This is a genomic window from Lysinibacillus sp. RU7 (assembly GCF_057837305.1).
Genome location: NZ_JBYQFK010000028.1, coordinates 1 through 16028, shown reverse-complemented (window position 1 = coordinate 16028; position 16028 = coordinate 1). Strand labels below are relative to the sequence as shown.

The window sequence follows — 16028 nt, the reverse complement described above, 5'->3', positions numbered from 1 at the left end:
AAAAACATTGCTCTGTAGCGAAAGGCGTATGCCGTCAGCTACACTCTCGCGCCTGCGCTACAAGCAACTATTGTTTCATAAAAAAACGGTTGCCTAAAAATAATGGAAGATTCTCATTCATTACGGTAGAAGCTGGGAAATTATACTTGAAAATAGAAAGAGAGTGATTTCTTTTAGAGAAGAAAAATATTTTTCTAACATCTCGAGAAGTATTCACCTTTGCCGTAGCGCGCCATAGCCACAGGAGCCAAGATTTTCTTTGCGACGAAAGTGCAACGTCAGGAGCAGGAACAGGAGATCCAAACAGGCCGCGCCTGTTTTAGCTCCTGTGTAGGCTGTGGCAAAGCGCGGAGGCTATGATACATGCCTTTTACTATTTAACTGGTATTTTTAGGGTGTATTTTTACTCATTTAGAGTTTTTTATTCACAAAAAAATCTACCGCTTTAGATATTCAACCTAAAACGATAGACTTTTCGAAAAATTAGGGCGCTAAAATGGTGGTGAACCTACTTTATTAGCTTATTGAAAAAGGAAAATCTAACAGTTTTCAGGACTTCCCTTTTTCTAGTAATTTGAAACTTGGGGGTTTCTATTGCTTACTTTACCCCATTAAGTTTAATTTACTATGTCAGAATTGTAAATTTCATGTTAAGACGTATGAAGTGGGAGTAATATACGCATTGTCGTGCCTTTTCCTACTTCACTTTCCACTTGAATTTTCCCCTGGTGTGCCTCCACTAAATGCTTAACGATCGCTAGCCCTAGACCCGTACCACCTGAATTTCTACTACGTGCTCGATCGACTCGATAAAAGCGCTCAAATACACGTGGAATTTCGCTCTTCTGAATCCCCATGCCCTCGTCTTCAATTTCAACGACACCCCATGTATCTTTTTTAAAGATACGTATAGAGATTGTCGTCTCTTCTGGTGAATACATGATGGCATTGTAAATAAGATTTGTAAAAATTTGTATAAGACGATTCGCATCACCTTGAATAATGACCTCTTCTTTAAAATCAACGTTAAATTGCATATTTTTTTCGTCTAAACGTTGGCTTGTTAAATCGGCTGCACGTACGAGTACTTCTTGTAAACTTGTCGGCACGATATCGACTGAAAAGCCATGTTGTTCGATTTTAGAAAGCTCCAATAAATCCTGAATAAGCATTTGTAATCGATTACTTTCTTGATGGATAATTTCTAAAAAGGATAATGCCATCCGTTCGTCTTTATACGCTCCGTCAAGTAGCGTTTCCGAAAAGCCTTTAATAGATGTAATCGGTGTACGCAATTCATGTGATACATTCGCGACAAAGTCTTTACGAATTTGCTCGAGACGTACCAGTTCAGATACATCATGCATAACAACTACAACCCCTAGCCAACGTCCGTGTTCTCCCACAACAGGAGCACCGTATGCTAGTTTATACGTAATTTCTTGTTGCACTTCCATCTCCAGCTGCTTTCGATAAGGTTTCTCTGTTAAAAACACATGATCTATAAACAACTCTAGTTCCTTTGGCAACTGCAGCGATAAAAAGCTCTTCTCTTGTACTTCTTCATATTTATAGTCAAATCGCTGTAAAAACACTTTGTTGACGATTGATACGTGGCCACCCCGATCAATCATTAACAATTCACTGCCCATATTTTCAATTAATGTTTTTAAACGTTCTTCTTCGATTTCCCGTGTTTTCGTCATATCTTGTAAATTACGCGCTAAAATATTGATTGAATTTCGCAGTTCAATGACTGTTGGTGGGCCATTGGCAAATGCACGTGCACGGTAATTACCGACAGCCAGTTCTTGTGCCGTTCGCGTAACATTTTCAATCGGCTCTACAAATTTTTGAATCATTTTTTTGGTCACGATACTAATTAACAAAAAGGAAATAACTAATAAAAATAATAAAACAAGCGCCAGTCTCGTTTTCATTTCATTGATGAAATCTTCTTCTAATTGTAGTTCATGCGTTGCTAGTAAAGCTTGTTCTGCTGAATCATTTAATACAATACCAGACTCTTCAATCACTTGAAGCATTTGCTGTTGCGATTGTATCGTATCTTCTTGGATATACGAATTTGCGTAAAAAGGAAAAAGCTGACCTATTACAAAGCCTAGGACAGCTAAAATAATTCCTACTAAACAAACAAATGAAAAAAACAAGCTATTGCTCATCGATTTTTTCATTTTTTTGGCTCCTCAAATTTATATCCTAGACCACGAATCGTTTTAATAAACACAGGTTTACGGCTATTTTCTTCAATTTTCTCACGAAGATGACTAATGTGTACATCGACAATTCGGGTATCACCTACAAAGTCATAATTCCACACAGCACTTAGTAACTGATCACGTGTTAATACACGATTTTTATTTTCCAGCAAGTAAACAAGTAACTCAAATTCCTTTGGTGTAAATTCAAGCGATTGCTCTCCTAAAAACGCCTCAAAACGGTCCGGGAAAACTTTTAAATCACCGTATTCATAAGATACTTCCGATCTTTCTATCTCCTCTACAACAGGTGTAGGTGTAAAACGACGAAGGACCGCTTTTACACGCGCTATTACTTCACGTGGACTAAATGGCTTTGTCATATAATCATCTGCGCCAAGCTCTAGCCCTAATACTTTATCAAATTCATCGTCACGCGCCGTTAGCATAATAATCGGAATATTTTTCTTCTGGCTTCGAAGTTCTTTACATACTTCCATCCCATCTAAAGTCGGTAGCATTAAATCAAGGATCATAATATCCGGCGACTCTTTAAGCGCTATTTGCAAACCATCTTTTCCATCGTGCGAAAGGAGGACATTAAACCCCGCTTGTTCTAAGTTGTACTTTAATAACGTTGCAATTGATACTTCATCTTCTACGACTAAGATTGTTTTTGACATAACTGTTCCTCCAAAAGTGATCTGAAACCCCCAATTCCAAATCTTTTAATATGGAGGATTCACCTTAACAACCCCTTCAATAATAGGGGCTTTCTTTTCATTAAACGCTCTTATACTGACATCGACTAAATGCCTATCATAGTCGATATGATCCACTTGCAGTGTAAAATCAATTGTTTCGTAATGATAAACTGGGTTTAAAAATGTAATCATTTGTTCACGAATATGCGAACCTGGTCCAGGCATATACTTTGAAATTGCTGATGTAATGATGCCATTTAACATAATTGTCGGTACGATTGGTGCTTTAAACGGCGTACTGGACGCATAATCGTGTTGAATATATAATGGATTACTATCGTTTGTTAAACCTAAATACAAAAGTAAATCTTTGTCTTCCATTGTTTCTGTTAAATGTAATTTTTCACCGACATGGATCTCACTAATCCTTTTTCCAGGTTTACTCTTTTTTTGTAACAAATATTACACAACCCCTTTACACTTTCAATAATTTTATAGTATCAATTTTTAGGAAAAAGCACAATCATTCTCCTAAATCAGAAGAAGAATGATACAACCTTATACATTGAACTCATAATGAGCAAATCCTGAAATGTATATTACCATTCGGGTAACCGTTACTTTCCGCTCCGGCACTCGCTTTCCACGGGCGAGATCAAGCCTCCTCGTCGCTCATGCTTCACTGCTCCTGTCGCTGCGCTTTCGTCGCAAATAAATTTCCTGCGGGGTCTCGACTTTCTCGCTTTTCCCGCTGGAGTCGCCGCCCTTCACTCCATGTGCTTTTAGATTCCTACCTTTTCTAACCAAGAACATATTTTCGTATTGAACCTTATATATCGAATTAAATTTTCGCAAAAAAAGACTGCCCACATAAGCCATAAGCTTACAGGACAGCCTCCATATAAAATTAACCTAAAATTCTCATTACATTACGAACTGCTTCTGCAGATACGTCTAATGCTGCTTTTTCTTTCTCTGTTAACTCAAGCTCAAAGATTTTTTCAATACCATTAGCACCAAGTAATGTTGGTACACCTAAGTATAAGTCGTTATAGCCATATTCGCCTTCTAAGTAAGCAATAGATGGTAAAACGCGTTTTTGATCTTTTAAAATTGCTTCAGCCATTTCGACTAAGCCTGCAGCTGGAGCGTAGTATGCAGAACCATTCCCTAAAAGGTTTACAATTTCAGCCCCACCGTTACGCGTACGGTCTACAATTTCTTCTAAACGGTCAGCTGGAATTAACGTTTCTAGTGGGATTCCACCAGCAAATGAGTAGCGAGTAAGTGGTACCATTGTATCCCCGTGACCACCTAATACAAAACCAGTGATGTCTTTTACAGAAATATTTAACTCTTCCGCTATAAACGCGCGGAAGCGGGCTGTGTCTAGGACACCCGATTGACCAATGACACGATTTTTCGGGAATCCCGTAGTTTTGTAAACCGTGTAAGTCATTGCATCAACTGGGTTCGTTAGTACTAAAATGACCGCATTTGGGGAATGTTTAGCGATTTGTTCAGATACAGAAATCATTACTTTTTGGTTGATTTGCACTAAATCATCGCGACTCATACCTGGTTTACGAGCAACACCAGCAGTAATAATCACTAAGTCCGAATCTGCCGTGTCTGCATAATCAGAAGTACCTTTTACATAAGAATCAAAACCTTGAATTGGAGCAGCTTCCCACATATCTAATGCTTTACCTTTAGTTGGATTTTCCGCTGCTGGAATGTCAACTAATACTACATCACCAAGTTCTTTTTGTGCTGCTAAGAAAGCCGCTGTAGCACCCGTGAAGCCGCCGCCGATTACAGAGATTTTTTTACGTTTCAAAGACATTTGAATACGCCCCTTTGAATTTAGGTATTTTTTATACAAGAATAGGGAGGAGACAAGTCTCTTCCCTACTTTTAACAACTTCATTGTCATACTTTATATAAGTATCGTCAATTAATTGTATGAAAAATCATTTATTTTATATGGAAAATTATTATACACAAAACAATTTGTGTACTTTTTCACATATACTGACACGCGAAAGCTACAAATTAAAGATTTTTAATTAATTCGTTAGCAAACTCTGAACATTTTACTTCTGTAGCGCCTTCCATTAAACGAGCGAAGTCGTAAGTTACAACTTTAGAAGAGATTGTTTTCTCTACAGATTTAGTAACTAGGTCAGCAGCTTCTTGCCATCCAAGGTGTTCAAGCATTAATACACCTGAAAGTAACACTGAAGATGGATTTACTTTATCTAAGCCAGCATATTTTGGTGCTGTACCGTGAGTAGCTTCGAAGATTGCGTGTCCAGTTACGTAGTTAATGTTCGCACCTGGAGCGATCCCGATACCACCAACTTGTGCAGCTAATGCATCAGAAATGTAGTCACCGTTTAAGTTCATTGTAGCTACTACATCGAACTCAGTTGGACGAGTTAAAATTTGTTGTAAGAAGATATCAGCAATAGAATCTTTTACGATGATTTTGCCTTCAGCAGTCGCTTTAGCTTGTGCTTCGTTAGCAGCAGCTTCACCTTGCTCAGCTTTGATTGCATCGTATTGGTTCCAAGTGAATACTTTATCCGCGAATTCTTTCTCAGCTAGATCGTAACCCCATTGTTTGAAGCCACCTTCAGTGAACTTCATGATGTTACCTTTGTGTACTAAAGTAACACTTGGTTTGTTGTGCTTGATTGCATACTCGATTGCAGCGCGAACTAAACGCTCCGTACCTTCTTGAGAAACAGGTTTGATACCTAAACCAGAAGTTTCTGGGAAGCGGATTTTGTTAACGCCTAGTTCAGTTTGTAAGAAGTTTAATAATTTCTTTTGCTCGTCTGAACCAGCTTTGTACTCGATACCTGCATAGATATCTTCTGTGTTTTCACGGAAAATTACCATGTCAACGTCTTCTGGACGTTTAACTGGAGAAGGAACACCATCAAAGTGACGTACTGGACGTAAACATACGTATAAGTCTAATTCTTGACGTAATGCTACGTTTAGGGAACGGATACCGCCACCGATTGGAGTTGTTAAAGGACCTTTAATAGCAATTAAGTATTCGTCGATTTTATCTAAAGTTTCTTGTGGTAACCATTCACCCGTTTGGTTAAATGCTTTTTCACCAGCAAGTACTTCTAACCACTCGATTTTCTTTTCGCCATTGTAAGCTTTTTCTACAGCTGCGTCGATTACGCGAGAAGCTGCTGCCCAGATATCTGGACCAATGCCGTCACCCTCGATGAAAGGAATAACTGGGTTGTTTGGCACGTTTAACACGCCATTTTCTACTACAATTTTGTTCGTCATGAATATTTTGCCTCCTATATTCGTAAATCTAGGACTGTGTAAATCACACAGTCCTAGATAAGTTTAGCATATTTTCTAAATTAGCGCTCGTTGATTGGAACGTATTTTTGCATTCCTGGTCCAACATATTCTGCACGTGGACGAATTAAGCGGTTATTAGCATATTGCTCAAGGATGTGTGCTACCCAACCTGATGTACGAGATACTGCAAAGATTGGTGTGAATAAGTCATGTTCAATACCTAAAGAATCATAAACTGATGCTGAGAAGAAGTCTACGTTTGCTGGAAGACCTTTTTGTTCTACGATCATGTCGTGGATTTTCACTGACATTTCGTAAAGTTCTGGTTTACCAGTTAAAGCAGTTAACTTCTGAGACATTTCACGTAAGTGTGGTGCACGTGGGTCGCCTTTGCGGTATACGCGGTGACCGAAGCCCATGATTTTCTCTTTATTGTCAAGTTTACCTTGAACGTAAGACTCAACATTATCGATTGAACCGATTTCTGATAACATCTTCATAACTTGCTCGTTCGCACCGCCATGTAATGGACCTTTTAATGCGCCGATTGCAGCAGTTACACCAGAGTATACATCAGATAATGTCGCTACACATACGCGAGCTGTGAATGTTGAAGCGTTTAACTCGTGGTCAGCGTGTAAAATTAACGCTTTATCGAACGCTTCGATTGCAATTCCTTCTGGCTCTTCACCAGAAAGCATATATAAGAAGTTAGCTGCATAGCCAAGTTCTGGTTTTGGAGCAATTGGCTCTAATCCTTTACGGATACGAGAGAATGCAGTTACTACTGCAGCAATTTTTGCTTGTAAGCGAATTGCTTTGCGGTAGTTTGCTTCTGGGTCCATAACATCAGCTTCTGCGTCGAATGTACCAAGCATAGAAACTGCTGTACGTAATGCAGCCATTGGATGAACTGTGTCAAGTGGCATAGATTTGAATAAGTCGTAAATAGCAGCTGGAATGTCCATGTTATCTGCTAATTGTTGTTTTAACTCAGCAAGCTCGTCTGCTTTTGGTAAACGAGTATGCCATAATAAGTAGATAATTTCTTCAAACGATGCATTGTTCGTTAAATCATCGATGTTATAACCTACATATGTAAGTGTGTCATCGATAATTGAACTGATTTTTGACTCTGCAGCAACAATGCCTTCTAAGCCTTTAGTTGTTGACATAATAATTCGCTCCTTCATGATTATAATTTTTTTGTAAGTGCTTTCTTTTTAGTTGAAAAGACACTTAAGTTCTGCTCAATGAACCTATAAGTAAATCGCTTACATGGAACATTATAATAAATTTTGACGGCTTTGTGAATGAAAACAGAATAATTCAAGAATTTCTTGCATTACGGATAAAAAAACCTCCCCAAAGAGAAAAAAATGTTTATAACGAGATATACATCACATAAAACAGAGGTGAGCTATTTTTTGATGAATAACTTTTTTGCTTTTTCATACGAAAGCACTAAGAAATTTTTATTATTATTACTATACTTAGCACTATTAATTTTCCTATCTCCTATTACACTTGGCATATTTTGCGCTACACTTTTTTACCCATTCCTTTTATTTTTTTATAAAAAGCTTAAAATTCCTTACGTTATTGTCGTATTAGTCACAACGATTTCATTTTTTTACGGGCTTTATTGGCTAATTCGATTCATGATCGATAGTTTTATGCTCATATTCCCTCAACTTCAAGATATGGTTTCGAGTGATATTTTTTCCCACCCAATTTTAAAAGCTCTTTTAGAATCAGGATTATCTGCAATTGACCAAATTGCTACGATCAGTATTAATGCAACGAGGGAAATTTTCAGTTATTTATTTGAAATGATTATTTTTATTATGGCCTTTTACTTTGCTTTATTTGAAAGTAAGCGTGATCGCTACTGGTTTTTTGTGTACACGCCTGCCTCTGTGCGCGAAACTTGGAAAAGCTATTTTAAAAGTGCCATGAGCATTTTCACAACGTTTTTATATGTTGAAGTTCGGTTAATTGCCTTAACTTTCTTACTGCTAGCACTCGGTTTTTGGCTACTCGGCTTTTCATATCCGTTGCCGAAAGCATTTTTCATCGCATTAGCGGACTGCTTGCCGTTTTTTGGTATTGGCTTTGTACTCGTACCATTAGCGATTTATTTTTATATAGTGGAAGAAGTGATTTTATGTATCGCCGTTGTTATTTTATATATCTTTATACAAACAACAAGGCAGCTAACTGAATCATTTTTATGGGCATCCACATTTCATGTGCGGACCGTCCACTCGTTTTTCATCAGCGCTGCCTCTGTATTGCTATTCGGTTTTTATGGTATTTTATTAAGCCCTTTCTTCTTACTGATCGCCGTCAAACTGAGAGAAAAATCTATCTTTGGACGATAATCGTTCGGCTATTTCTCATGCTTCTACGCAACCACAAGAAAATAATAGGTTTAAAGAGACCGCGTGTGAAGGACGTGAACATCATTAGCCCCATAATATCGGATAAAAAACCTGGTAGTACTAATAATACCGCACCAACAAACATCATAAATGCTTCTACTAACGCAACACCCGGCGCTTGTCCTTGTGCAATCGCAGTTTGAATACTTTGGAATGATTTTGTTCCTTGTTTTTTTAACATATACACACCAAGGGCACCTGTTAACACAATTAACATTAATGTCGGAAATACCCCAAGCCATTTCCCTACTACGATAAATGTTGCAATTTCTGCAAACATGAAAGCGATCAATGCGAATAAAAAGTTTCTCATAAAATTCACCCTCTACTATATACGAATAACACGCGAAAAAGTTTCAAAAAGACATTTTGAGATGGGTCTTAGGACGAGGCTATTTCTTAGTAAATATTTATAAAGAAGGGGATGTCCAGCAAGTTTTCACTTTTGGACATCCCCCGTTAACATCAATTCAAATTTTAAAGAACGCTTGCATGTCCTTTATAAATTACGCCTGTTTCTGCATCCATCGTAATTTCTTGACCGTGGCGAATTAATGTTGTCGCTTCTTTTACACCAACGATTACGGGAATACCTAAGCTTAATCCAACAACCGCCGCGTGGGAAGTTAAGCCACCCTCTTCTGCGATAATGCCTGCGCAGTTTTCAATCGCTGGCATCATTTCACGATCAGATCCTACCGTCACAATAATACATCCTTCTGTATCATAAGCTAATGCTTCCCCTGCATTTTTGGCAACGACTGCCTTTCCTACAACAGAAGCTTTCCCAACACCTTGTCCACGTGCTAATAAATCACCGATAATATGCACTTTCATTAAGTTTGTTGTGCCCGCTTCGCCAACTGGTACACCTGCTGTAATGACAACTACATCACCATGGTCAACAAAGCTATGCTTTAACGCTTCATCTACTGCAAGCTCTAAAATTTCATCTGTTGTTTGTACACGTTGACAAACAATTGGCTGAACGCCCCAAACAAGTGTCAACATTTGAGCTGTATTAACAGAGCCAGTAACCGCCACAATCGGAACACCTGCACGATACTTCGCAATCATTTTTGCAGTATTGCCACTTTCCGTTGGAGCTAATATCGCTTTTACATTTAAGTTAATCGATGTATGTGCTACCGCTTGCGAAATTGATTCTGTCATATTCGCGCCTTTTTCACGACTGCGTTGCGAAACAATTCCACGGTAATCTAAAGATTGCTCTGTACGCTCTGCAATTTTATTCATCGTTTGAACAGATTCTAATGGGTAAAGACCCGCTGCTGTTTCACCTGACAGCATAATCGCATCCGTACCATCAATAATGGCATTCGCTACGTCAGAAGCTTCAGCACGTGTCGGACGTGGGTTACGCTGCATGGAATCGAGCATTTGTGTCGCTGTAATAACAGGTTTCCCTACTTGATTGCATTTTTGTATTAATGATTTTTGTACAAGTGGTACTTCTTCAGCAGGAATTTCAACACCTAGGTCACCACGCGCAACCATTAAACCATCTGAAATCTCAATGATCGCATCGATATGATCAACGCCCTCTTGGTTTTCAATTTTAGGAATGATTTGAATATGGGAGCCTTCATTTTGTTCAAGTAGTTCACGGATTTCAAGTACATCCTTTGCTGTACGAACAAATGATGCCGCAATAAAGTCTACACCTTGCTCAATACCAAATAAAATGTCTTGTGCATCTTTTTCTGTAATACCTGGCAATTTAATCGAGACGCCTGGTACATTTACGCCTTTTTTATTTTTTAAGATGCCCGCATTTTCAACAATCGTATGAATTAAGCCACGCTCTTTATCTTTTGCTAATACACGCAGTTCGATTAAGCCATCATCTAAAAGAATAATGTCATTTTGATCCACATCATCGATTAATTGATCGTACGTTACCGAAAAGACGTTTTCATTTCCAACCACTTCTGTCATGGAAATATCAATTACTTGCCCAGTCGCTAAATGTAATTCGCCATTTTCCATCGTATGTGTACGAATTTCAGGACCTTTTGTATCCAATAAAATCCCGACTGGTTTCCCTACTTTTTCTGCCGCATCACGAATCGCTGCAATACGAATTGCGTGTTCTTCATGTGTTCCATGTGAAAAGTTTAAACGCGCAACATTCATACCTGCTTTAATGAGTTGCTGTAGCATTTCTGGTGATTCACTTGCTGGTCCTATCGTACAAACTATCTTTGTTTTTCTCATATTTTTCTCTCCATTTTCGTCTTAAATAGACAATTCTTTTGAAAGTGTATATAAACTTACGTCTGCCTTATGATGATTTTCATACGCTTCTCTTAAATCATAATCGACGATTATATGATTTTTAATACCAACTGCTCGTCCTCCGCGGCCCTCTAATAATACTTCTACCGCTTTTGCGCCCATACGACCTGCAAGTACACGGTCTCTAGCTGTCGGTGAGCCGCCACGTTGCATATGTCCAAGTACAGAAGCACGAATTTTTACACCTGTTTTCTCTTCTAACATGCTGGCTAATTCATGCCCTGGCATTACGCCTTCTGCTACGATGATAATACTATGGCGCTTGCCACGTGCAGCACCTCGCTCTAAGCGCGAGATAATTTCATCTAAATCATATTCCTCTTCCGGAATTAAAATAGACTCTGCACCTGCTGCAAGTCCAGCCCATAATGCGAGATCTCCCGCATCACGTCCCATTACTTCTATGACAAACGTATTTTCATGACTTGTTGCTGTATCACGAATTTTATCGATTGATTCCACCACTGTATTTAATGCCGTATCAAATCCAATCGTATATTCCGTTCCGGGTACATCATTATCGATTGTTCCAGGTATGCCCACACAAGGGAATCCTTTTTCCGTTAATTGCATCGCACCGCGGTACGAACCATCTCCACCAATAACTACTAACCCTTCAATACCTTGCGCACGCATATTCTCAATGGCTTTTTGTTGATATTCATCTTCTTTAAATTGCGGGAACCGTGCTGAGAATAATTTTGTTCCCCCTCGCTGAATAATGCCACCAACTGAGCCTAAGTCTAGTAATTCAAAGTCCCCCTTATACAAACCTTCGTAACCATAGTATACGCCTACTACGTCTACCCCATGATATCGCGCCTTACGCACAACAGCACGAATAGCAGCATTCATTCCCGGTGCATCGCCGCCACTTGTCAAAACAGCAATTTTCTTCATGTACTGTATTCCTCCATTTAGAATGATTGGCTAATAAAACATTAACACGAATACACAATCTATGTAAGTACTACTACTAACAAAGTACAATACTTTTACAAAATGAGAAAGACGTAGAGCTCGCTCCAAAATAGAGCGAGCTACTTGTAAGCTTCAAATGCGAAATATATATACATTCTTCAACTATTTTCGGTTATTTATTCATCGAACTGCCCAATACATTTAAACTTTTCGTAACGTGCATCAACAAGTTGTTCAGCTGATAATGCATTTAGCTCTGCCAACACGCTTGTTAAACTTTCTTGCATCGTAAGCACTTGCTTCTCGATATTTTTATGGGCACCACCTGCTATTTCTGGAATAATGGCATCGATAATCCCCATTTCTTTCAGATCAAGCGCTGTTATTTTCATCGCTTCTGCCGCTTGTTTTGCTAATGTGGCATCCTTCCATAAAATCGATGCGGCACCTTCTGGAGAAATAACAGAATATGTCGAATTCTCTAACATAAGAATCTTATTCGCAACACCTAGTGCTAGTGCACCACCACTACCGCCTTCACCAATGACAATACTAATAATTGGTACGCGTAAACCTGCCATCTCAAACAAGTTCCGGGCAATCGCTTCGCTCTGTCCTCGCTCTTCTGCCGCCTTTCCTGGATACGCACCTTTTGTATCAATAAAACAAATAATTGGACGCCCAAATTTCTCTGCCTGATACATAAGGCGTAGCGCTTTTCGATAACCTTCAGGATGTGGCATACCAAAATTACGACGAATATTTTCTTTTGTTGACTTCCCTCGCTGATGCCCTATTACCGTTACTGGCTGGCCGTTAAACAAAGCCACTCCACCAACAATCGCTGCATCATCTCCGTAAACGCGGTCCCCGTGTAATTCGATAAAATCGGTAAACATCTTTTCAATATAATCAAGTGTTGTTGGACGTTCAGGATGTCTAGCTACTTGCACACGATCCCACGGTTCCATATTACTATATAAACTTTGTTCTAGTTGCATTAAACGCGCTTCTAGCTTTTCAATTTCTCCGTTCATATCAACATCTGCAATTTCAGCAATTTGCTTGAGCTCTTCAATCTTCTCTCGCAACTTTATAACAGGTTCTTCAAACGTCATTGTTTTAGACATGTGCAGCCCCTCCTTTTACATGTAACTTGACAAGTGTGGCGATTTTATCACGCATGTCACTTCGTTTAAAAATTGCATCTAGTTGGCCGTGTTCAAGTAAAAACTCTGCTGTTTGAAAATCCTCTGGTAATTTTTCTCGTACAGTTTGTTCAATGACACGACGACCCGCAAAACCGATTAACGCTTGTGGCTCTGCAATATTATAGTCACCGATTGATGCAAAACTTGCTGATACACCACCTGTTGTTGGGTGTGTCAAAATCGAAATATACAGGAGTCCTGCTTCACTGTGTCGCTTTAGTGCCACACTTGTTTTAGCCATTTGCATTAATGACAAGACACCTTCCTGCATGCGGGCGCCTCCACTCGCTGTGAAAATAATAAACGGTACACGGAGCTCTGTTGCACGCTCAATGGCACGCGTAATTTTCTCACCTACTACAGAACCCATCGATCCCATACGGAAATGTGAGTCCATAACAGCGACAATTACATTTTCTCCTTTTAGCTTTCCTTCGCCTGTTAATACGGCTTCGTTCAAACCCGTTTTTTTCATATCGACTTGTACTTTATCAACATACGCTGGGAAGTTCAACGGATTCGTTGTTTGTAAATGATCATCAAAACTTTCAAAAGTGCCTTCATCTAGAAAGCTAGCAATTCGTTCTTGTGCTGTCATTTTTAAATGATGCTGACAGCTTGGACATACTTTTAAGTTTTGCTCGATCTCTTTTGATAGATGAATTTTTCGACATGCCGGACACTTCATCATGAGCCCTTCTGGAAAAGTCTTTTCATTTCCAGCTTGTATCGTGACACCACGCTTTTTTGATTTTGAAAATAAATCGCGAATTGACATATATATATTCCTCCCTTAAAGCTGTTTCATCCAGTCGTTATACGCTTCAATTGCTTCTTCTACATAACCCATTTGCATAGATTTGATGAGCACTTGTAACACTCGCTTCTCTTTTTCTGTTACTAGCTCTTTCAATGATGTCATACTATATGCTGTGAGTTGCATCCATATTTTTAAGCTAAGACGATTTCCAGCAGCAACTATACATTCTCTTAAAATAGCATCTCGTTTTAGCTCCTGCTGAAGTTCTAATTGTATAAATAAACTATCCCAAATCGGTAAATTTCTCAGTTGTACATCTTGACATATGACACGGATTGCTTCGCGTTCGTGCATTTCACGTGTAGCATGAACATCTAGCTGTGACTTTTCTCCTTGTAAAATAAAGGATGATAAAATTTCAATAAGTTGATGACCACCAACATCAGCTAAAAACGTTCCGCCACCATGTTTTGTTTCAATCAGTCCGAGCAGTTCTAAGCTACGGAGTGCCTCACGAACTGACGATCTGGATACATTTAGTTTTTCACATAACACACGTTCAGACGGTAATTTATCACCCGGTTGAATTCGCTGATCCACGATAAGCTCTCGTAGCTGTTTAACGATTTGTAAAAACATTTTCTTCGCTGGCTTTTGTTCCATTACTACTCACCTCGCAATTCCACCAAAAGTGGTCTGACCATTTATGTTACTACTATACAAAACGGCTATACAAAAGTAAAGAAAAAACAGTCAAAAACGCTTAGTTCTTGTAATAAGTTAAACAATTCAGAAAACTAAGTTAGCAAAACGCATCACATAGTCTAAATAACCTATATTATCCATTGCATCCTAATGCATGTAAAATAATCATTTTCATATTGCTAAATAAGGAAAAGAACATAATCTCTACTATATTTTAATATGTCATTTTTCATTTAGAATTGACATTTATTTGTTATAACTTCACAATAACTATAACAATAATTAAAGGATGGATTTTAGATGGCTGGCTTCTTCAAAAGATTATTTGCAAGCAAAGAAATACCTGTCGAAAGTCGCTATGATGAAAAAGGATTCAATGTTTATGGTATACATAAAAATGGCACAAAGTATGATGAGCAAGGATTTGATATTCGCGGCTTTAATAAAAACGGCAAAACGAGAAATAGACGTTACTATGATGAGAATGGGTTTGACGCGAAAGGCATTCATCAAACAGGGAAAAAATATATCGGAGGCTATGATTGCTTTGGCTATGATGCACTCGGGTTTAATAAAGACGGCTGGAATCGGGAAGGATTTTATAAAGACGGCTTTAATAAAGAGGGGTTCGACCAAGATGGGTTTGACCGTGACGGGTGGAATAAGTACGGGTTTAATCGGGAGGGCTTCCATAAAAACGGCACTCTTTTTGACAAAAAAGGCTTTGCACTGGATGGCTTTAATCGGGAGGGGCTGGACCGTGACGGCTTTAACCGCGGCGGGTTTCATAAAGATGGATTTAACCGAGATGGATTCGATATAGAAGGGTTCAATAAACAAGGATTCGACCGTGACGGCTTTAATCGAAAAGGATTTAATAAAAAGGGGTTCGATCGCGATGGCTATAACGCATTTGGCTTTAATGCAGAAGGATTCGATCGCGATGGCTTTAACAAAAACGGAATGGACGCACAAGGGTATGATCGAAACGGCTTTGATAAGCATGGCTTTAATCGGGAAGGGTTTAATAAAGACGGATTCAATAGAGATGGATTTAATATACAAGGGTATGATCGAAACGGCTTTGATCAATCAGGCTTTAATAAAGACGGATTCAATGCGCAAGGATATGATCGCCATGGCTTTAACAAAGACGGATTGAATCCACAAGGGTATGACCGAAATGGATTTAATCAACATGGATTCGATGTATTTGGGTTTGACCGCGATGGTTATGATAAACAAGGCTTTAATCGCTTAGGACAAAAGCGAAGCGAACAATAACTAGTTTTTAAACTCGTAATGAGCAAAAATACATCCTAAAAATACCAGTTAAATAGTGAAAGGTATGTATCATAGCCTCCGCGCTTTGCCACAGCCTACACAGGAGCTAAAACAGGCGCGGC

At 38.9% G+C, this 16028-nt stretch carries 14 protein-coding genes; 2 read left to right on the top strand and 12 right to left on the bottom strand.

Annotated elements, in window-relative coordinates; all coding sequences use genetic code 11:
- Positions 1 to 650: 650 nt before the first annotated feature.
- The 6 genes from pnpS to citZ all read right to left on the bottom strand — a co-directional run bounded on the left by pnpS (position 651) and on the right by citZ (position 7437).
- The gene (gene pnpS / locus AC3II9_RS17540) at positions 651 to 2195 is read right to left on the bottom strand and encodes a two-component system histidine kinase PnpS (RefSeq protein WP_489157512.1); all 1545 of its coding nucleotides are present in this window, start codon (positions 2193 to 2195) and stop codon (positions 651 to 653) included.
- Positions 2192 to 2902, bottom strand: coding sequence for a response regulator transcription factor (locus AC3II9_RS17535; RefSeq protein WP_391368864.1), 711 nt, complete (start codon positions 2900 to 2902; stop codon positions 2192 to 2194). Before AC3II9_RS17535 ends, pnpS begins: the two co-directional genes overlap by 4 nt.
- Positions 2903 to 2947: 45 nt before the next feature.
- Positions 2948 to 3382 (bottom strand): MaoC/PaaZ C-terminal domain-containing protein, encoded by a 435-nt coding sequence (locus tag AC3II9_RS17530; RefSeq protein ID WP_489157510.1) that lies wholly within the window; start codon positions 3380 to 3382, stop codon positions 2948 to 2950.
- A gap of 448 nt (positions 3383 to 3830) precedes the next feature.
- Entirely contained in the window at positions 3831 to 4769 is a 939-nt protein-coding gene (gene mdh, locus AC3II9_RS17525; RefSeq protein ID WP_489157509.1) for a malate dehydrogenase, read from the bottom strand.
- Positions 4770 to 4978: 209 nt separating this feature from the next.
- On the bottom strand, positions 4979 to 6241 hold the full coding sequence (gene icd, locus AC3II9_RS17520; protein WP_391368855.1) for an NADP-dependent isocitrate dehydrogenase: 1263 nt from the start codon (positions 6239 to 6241) through the stop codon (positions 4979 to 4981).
- 80 nt (positions 6242 to 6321) lie between these two features.
- The gene (gene citZ, locus AC3II9_RS17515) at positions 6322 to 7437 is read right to left on the bottom strand and encodes a citrate synthase (RefSeq protein WP_489157508.1); all 1116 of its coding nucleotides are present in this window, start codon (positions 7435 to 7437) and stop codon (positions 6322 to 6324) included.
- 255 nt (positions 7438 to 7692) lie between these two features.
- Between citZ and AC3II9_RS17510 the strand changes: the two genes are divergently transcribed.
- Positions 7693 to 8646 (top strand): AI-2E family transporter, encoded by a 954-nt coding sequence (locus AC3II9_RS17510; protein WP_489157568.1) that lies wholly within the window; start codon positions 7693 to 7695, stop codon positions 8644 to 8646.
- Here AC3II9_RS17510 and AC3II9_RS17505 read toward each other — a convergent pair.
- From AC3II9_RS17505 to AC3II9_RS17480, 6 genes are all read right to left on the bottom strand, one after another.
- Positions 8630 to 9019, bottom strand: a complete 390-nt coding sequence (locus tag AC3II9_RS17505; RefSeq protein WP_489157507.1) for an FxsA family protein — start codon at positions 9017 to 9019, stop codon at positions 8630 to 8632. The two genes, AC3II9_RS17510 and AC3II9_RS17505, sit on opposite strands and share 17 nt — an antisense overlap.
- 164 nt (positions 9020 to 9183) lie before the next feature.
- Positions 9184 to 10944 carry a pyruvate kinase gene (gene pyk / locus AC3II9_RS17500; protein WP_391368847.1) on the bottom strand — a complete coding sequence of 587 codons (1761 nt, stop codon included), beginning with the start codon at positions 10942 to 10944 and terminating at the stop codon, positions 9184 to 9186.
- A gap of 21 nt (positions 10945 to 10965) precedes the next feature.
- Positions 10966 to 11925 carry a 6-phosphofructokinase gene (gene pfkA / locus AC3II9_RS17495; protein ID WP_489157506.1) on the bottom strand — a complete coding sequence of 320 codons (960 nt, stop codon included), beginning with the start codon at positions 11923 to 11925 and terminating at the stop codon, positions 10966 to 10968.
- 197 nt (positions 11926 to 12122) lie between these two features.
- Positions 12123 to 13076, bottom strand: a complete 954-nt coding sequence (locus tag AC3II9_RS17490; RefSeq protein ID WP_489157505.1) for an acetyl-CoA carboxylase carboxyltransferase subunit alpha — start codon at positions 13074 to 13076, stop codon at positions 12123 to 12125.
- Positions 13069 to 13935 carry an acetyl-CoA carboxylase, carboxyltransferase subunit beta gene (gene accD / locus AC3II9_RS17485; protein ID WP_489157504.1) on the bottom strand — a complete coding sequence of 289 codons (867 nt, stop codon included), beginning with the start codon at positions 13933 to 13935 and terminating at the stop codon, positions 13069 to 13071. Before accD ends, AC3II9_RS17490 begins: the two co-directional genes overlap by 8 nt.
- Before the next feature lie 15 nt (positions 13936 to 13950).
- Positions 13951 to 14580: a FadR/GntR family transcriptional regulator gene (locus AC3II9_RS17480; protein ID WP_489157503.1), complete on the bottom strand. Its 630-nt coding sequence runs from the start codon at positions 14578 to 14580 to the stop codon at positions 13951 to 13953.
- A 342-nt stretch (positions 14581 to 14922) separates the two neighbouring features.
- On the opposite strand from AC3II9_RS17480, the gene AC3II9_RS17475 reads away from it, so the two are divergent.
- Positions 14923 to 15906 carry a hypothetical protein gene (locus tag AC3II9_RS17475; protein WP_489157502.1) on the top strand — a complete coding sequence of 328 codons (984 nt, stop codon included), beginning with the start codon at positions 14923 to 14925 and terminating at the stop codon, positions 15904 to 15906.
- Positions 15907 to 16028: the final 122 nt, after the last annotated feature.

Coding starts and splice junctions, on each gene's coding strand:
- pyk (WP_391368847.1), bottom strand. CDS start 10,944: ATGAGAAAAACAAAGATAGTTTGTACGATAGGACCAGCAAGTGAATCA.
- AC3II9_RS17510 (WP_489157568.1), top strand. CDS start 7,693: ATGAATAACTTTTTTGCTTTTTCATACGAAAGCACTAAGAAATTTTTA.
- pnpS (WP_489157512.1), bottom strand. CDS start 2,195: ATGAAAAAATCGATGAGCAATAGCTTGTTTTTTTCATTTGTTTGTTTA.
- AC3II9_RS17535 (WP_391368864.1), bottom strand. CDS start 2,902: ATGTCAAAAACAATCTTAGTCGTAGAAGATGAAGTATCAATTGCAACG.
- icd (WP_391368855.1), bottom strand. CDS start 6,241: ATGACGAACAAAATTGTAGTAGAAAATGGCGTGTTAAACGTGCCAAAC.
- citZ (WP_489157508.1), bottom strand. CDS start 7,437: ATGTCAACAACTAAAGGCTTAGAAGGCATTGTTGCTGCAGAGTCAAAA.
- accD (WP_489157504.1), bottom strand. CDS start 13,935: ATGTCAATTCGCGATTTATTTTCAAAATCAAAAAAGCGTGGTGTCACG.
- mdh (WP_489157509.1), bottom strand. CDS start 4,769: ATGTCTTTGAAACGTAAAAAAATCTCTGTAATCGGCGGCGGCTTCACG.
- pfkA (WP_489157506.1), bottom strand. CDS start 11,925: ATGAAGAAAATTGCTGTTTTGACAAGTGGCGGCGATGCACCGGGAATG.
- AC3II9_RS17475 (WP_489157502.1), top strand. CDS start 14,923: ATGGCTGGCTTCTTCAAAAGATTATTTGCAAGCAAAGAAATACCTGTC.
- AC3II9_RS17480 (WP_489157503.1), bottom strand. CDS start 14,580: ATGGAACAAAAGCCAGCGAAGAAAATGTTTTTACAAATCGTTAAACAG.
- AC3II9_RS17490 (WP_489157505.1), bottom strand. CDS start 13,076: ATGTCTAAAACAATGACGTTTGAAGAACCTGTTATAAAGTTGCGAGAG.
- AC3II9_RS17505 (WP_489157507.1), bottom strand. CDS start 9,019: ATGAGAAACTTTTTATTCGCATTGATCGCTTTCATGTTTGCAGAAATT.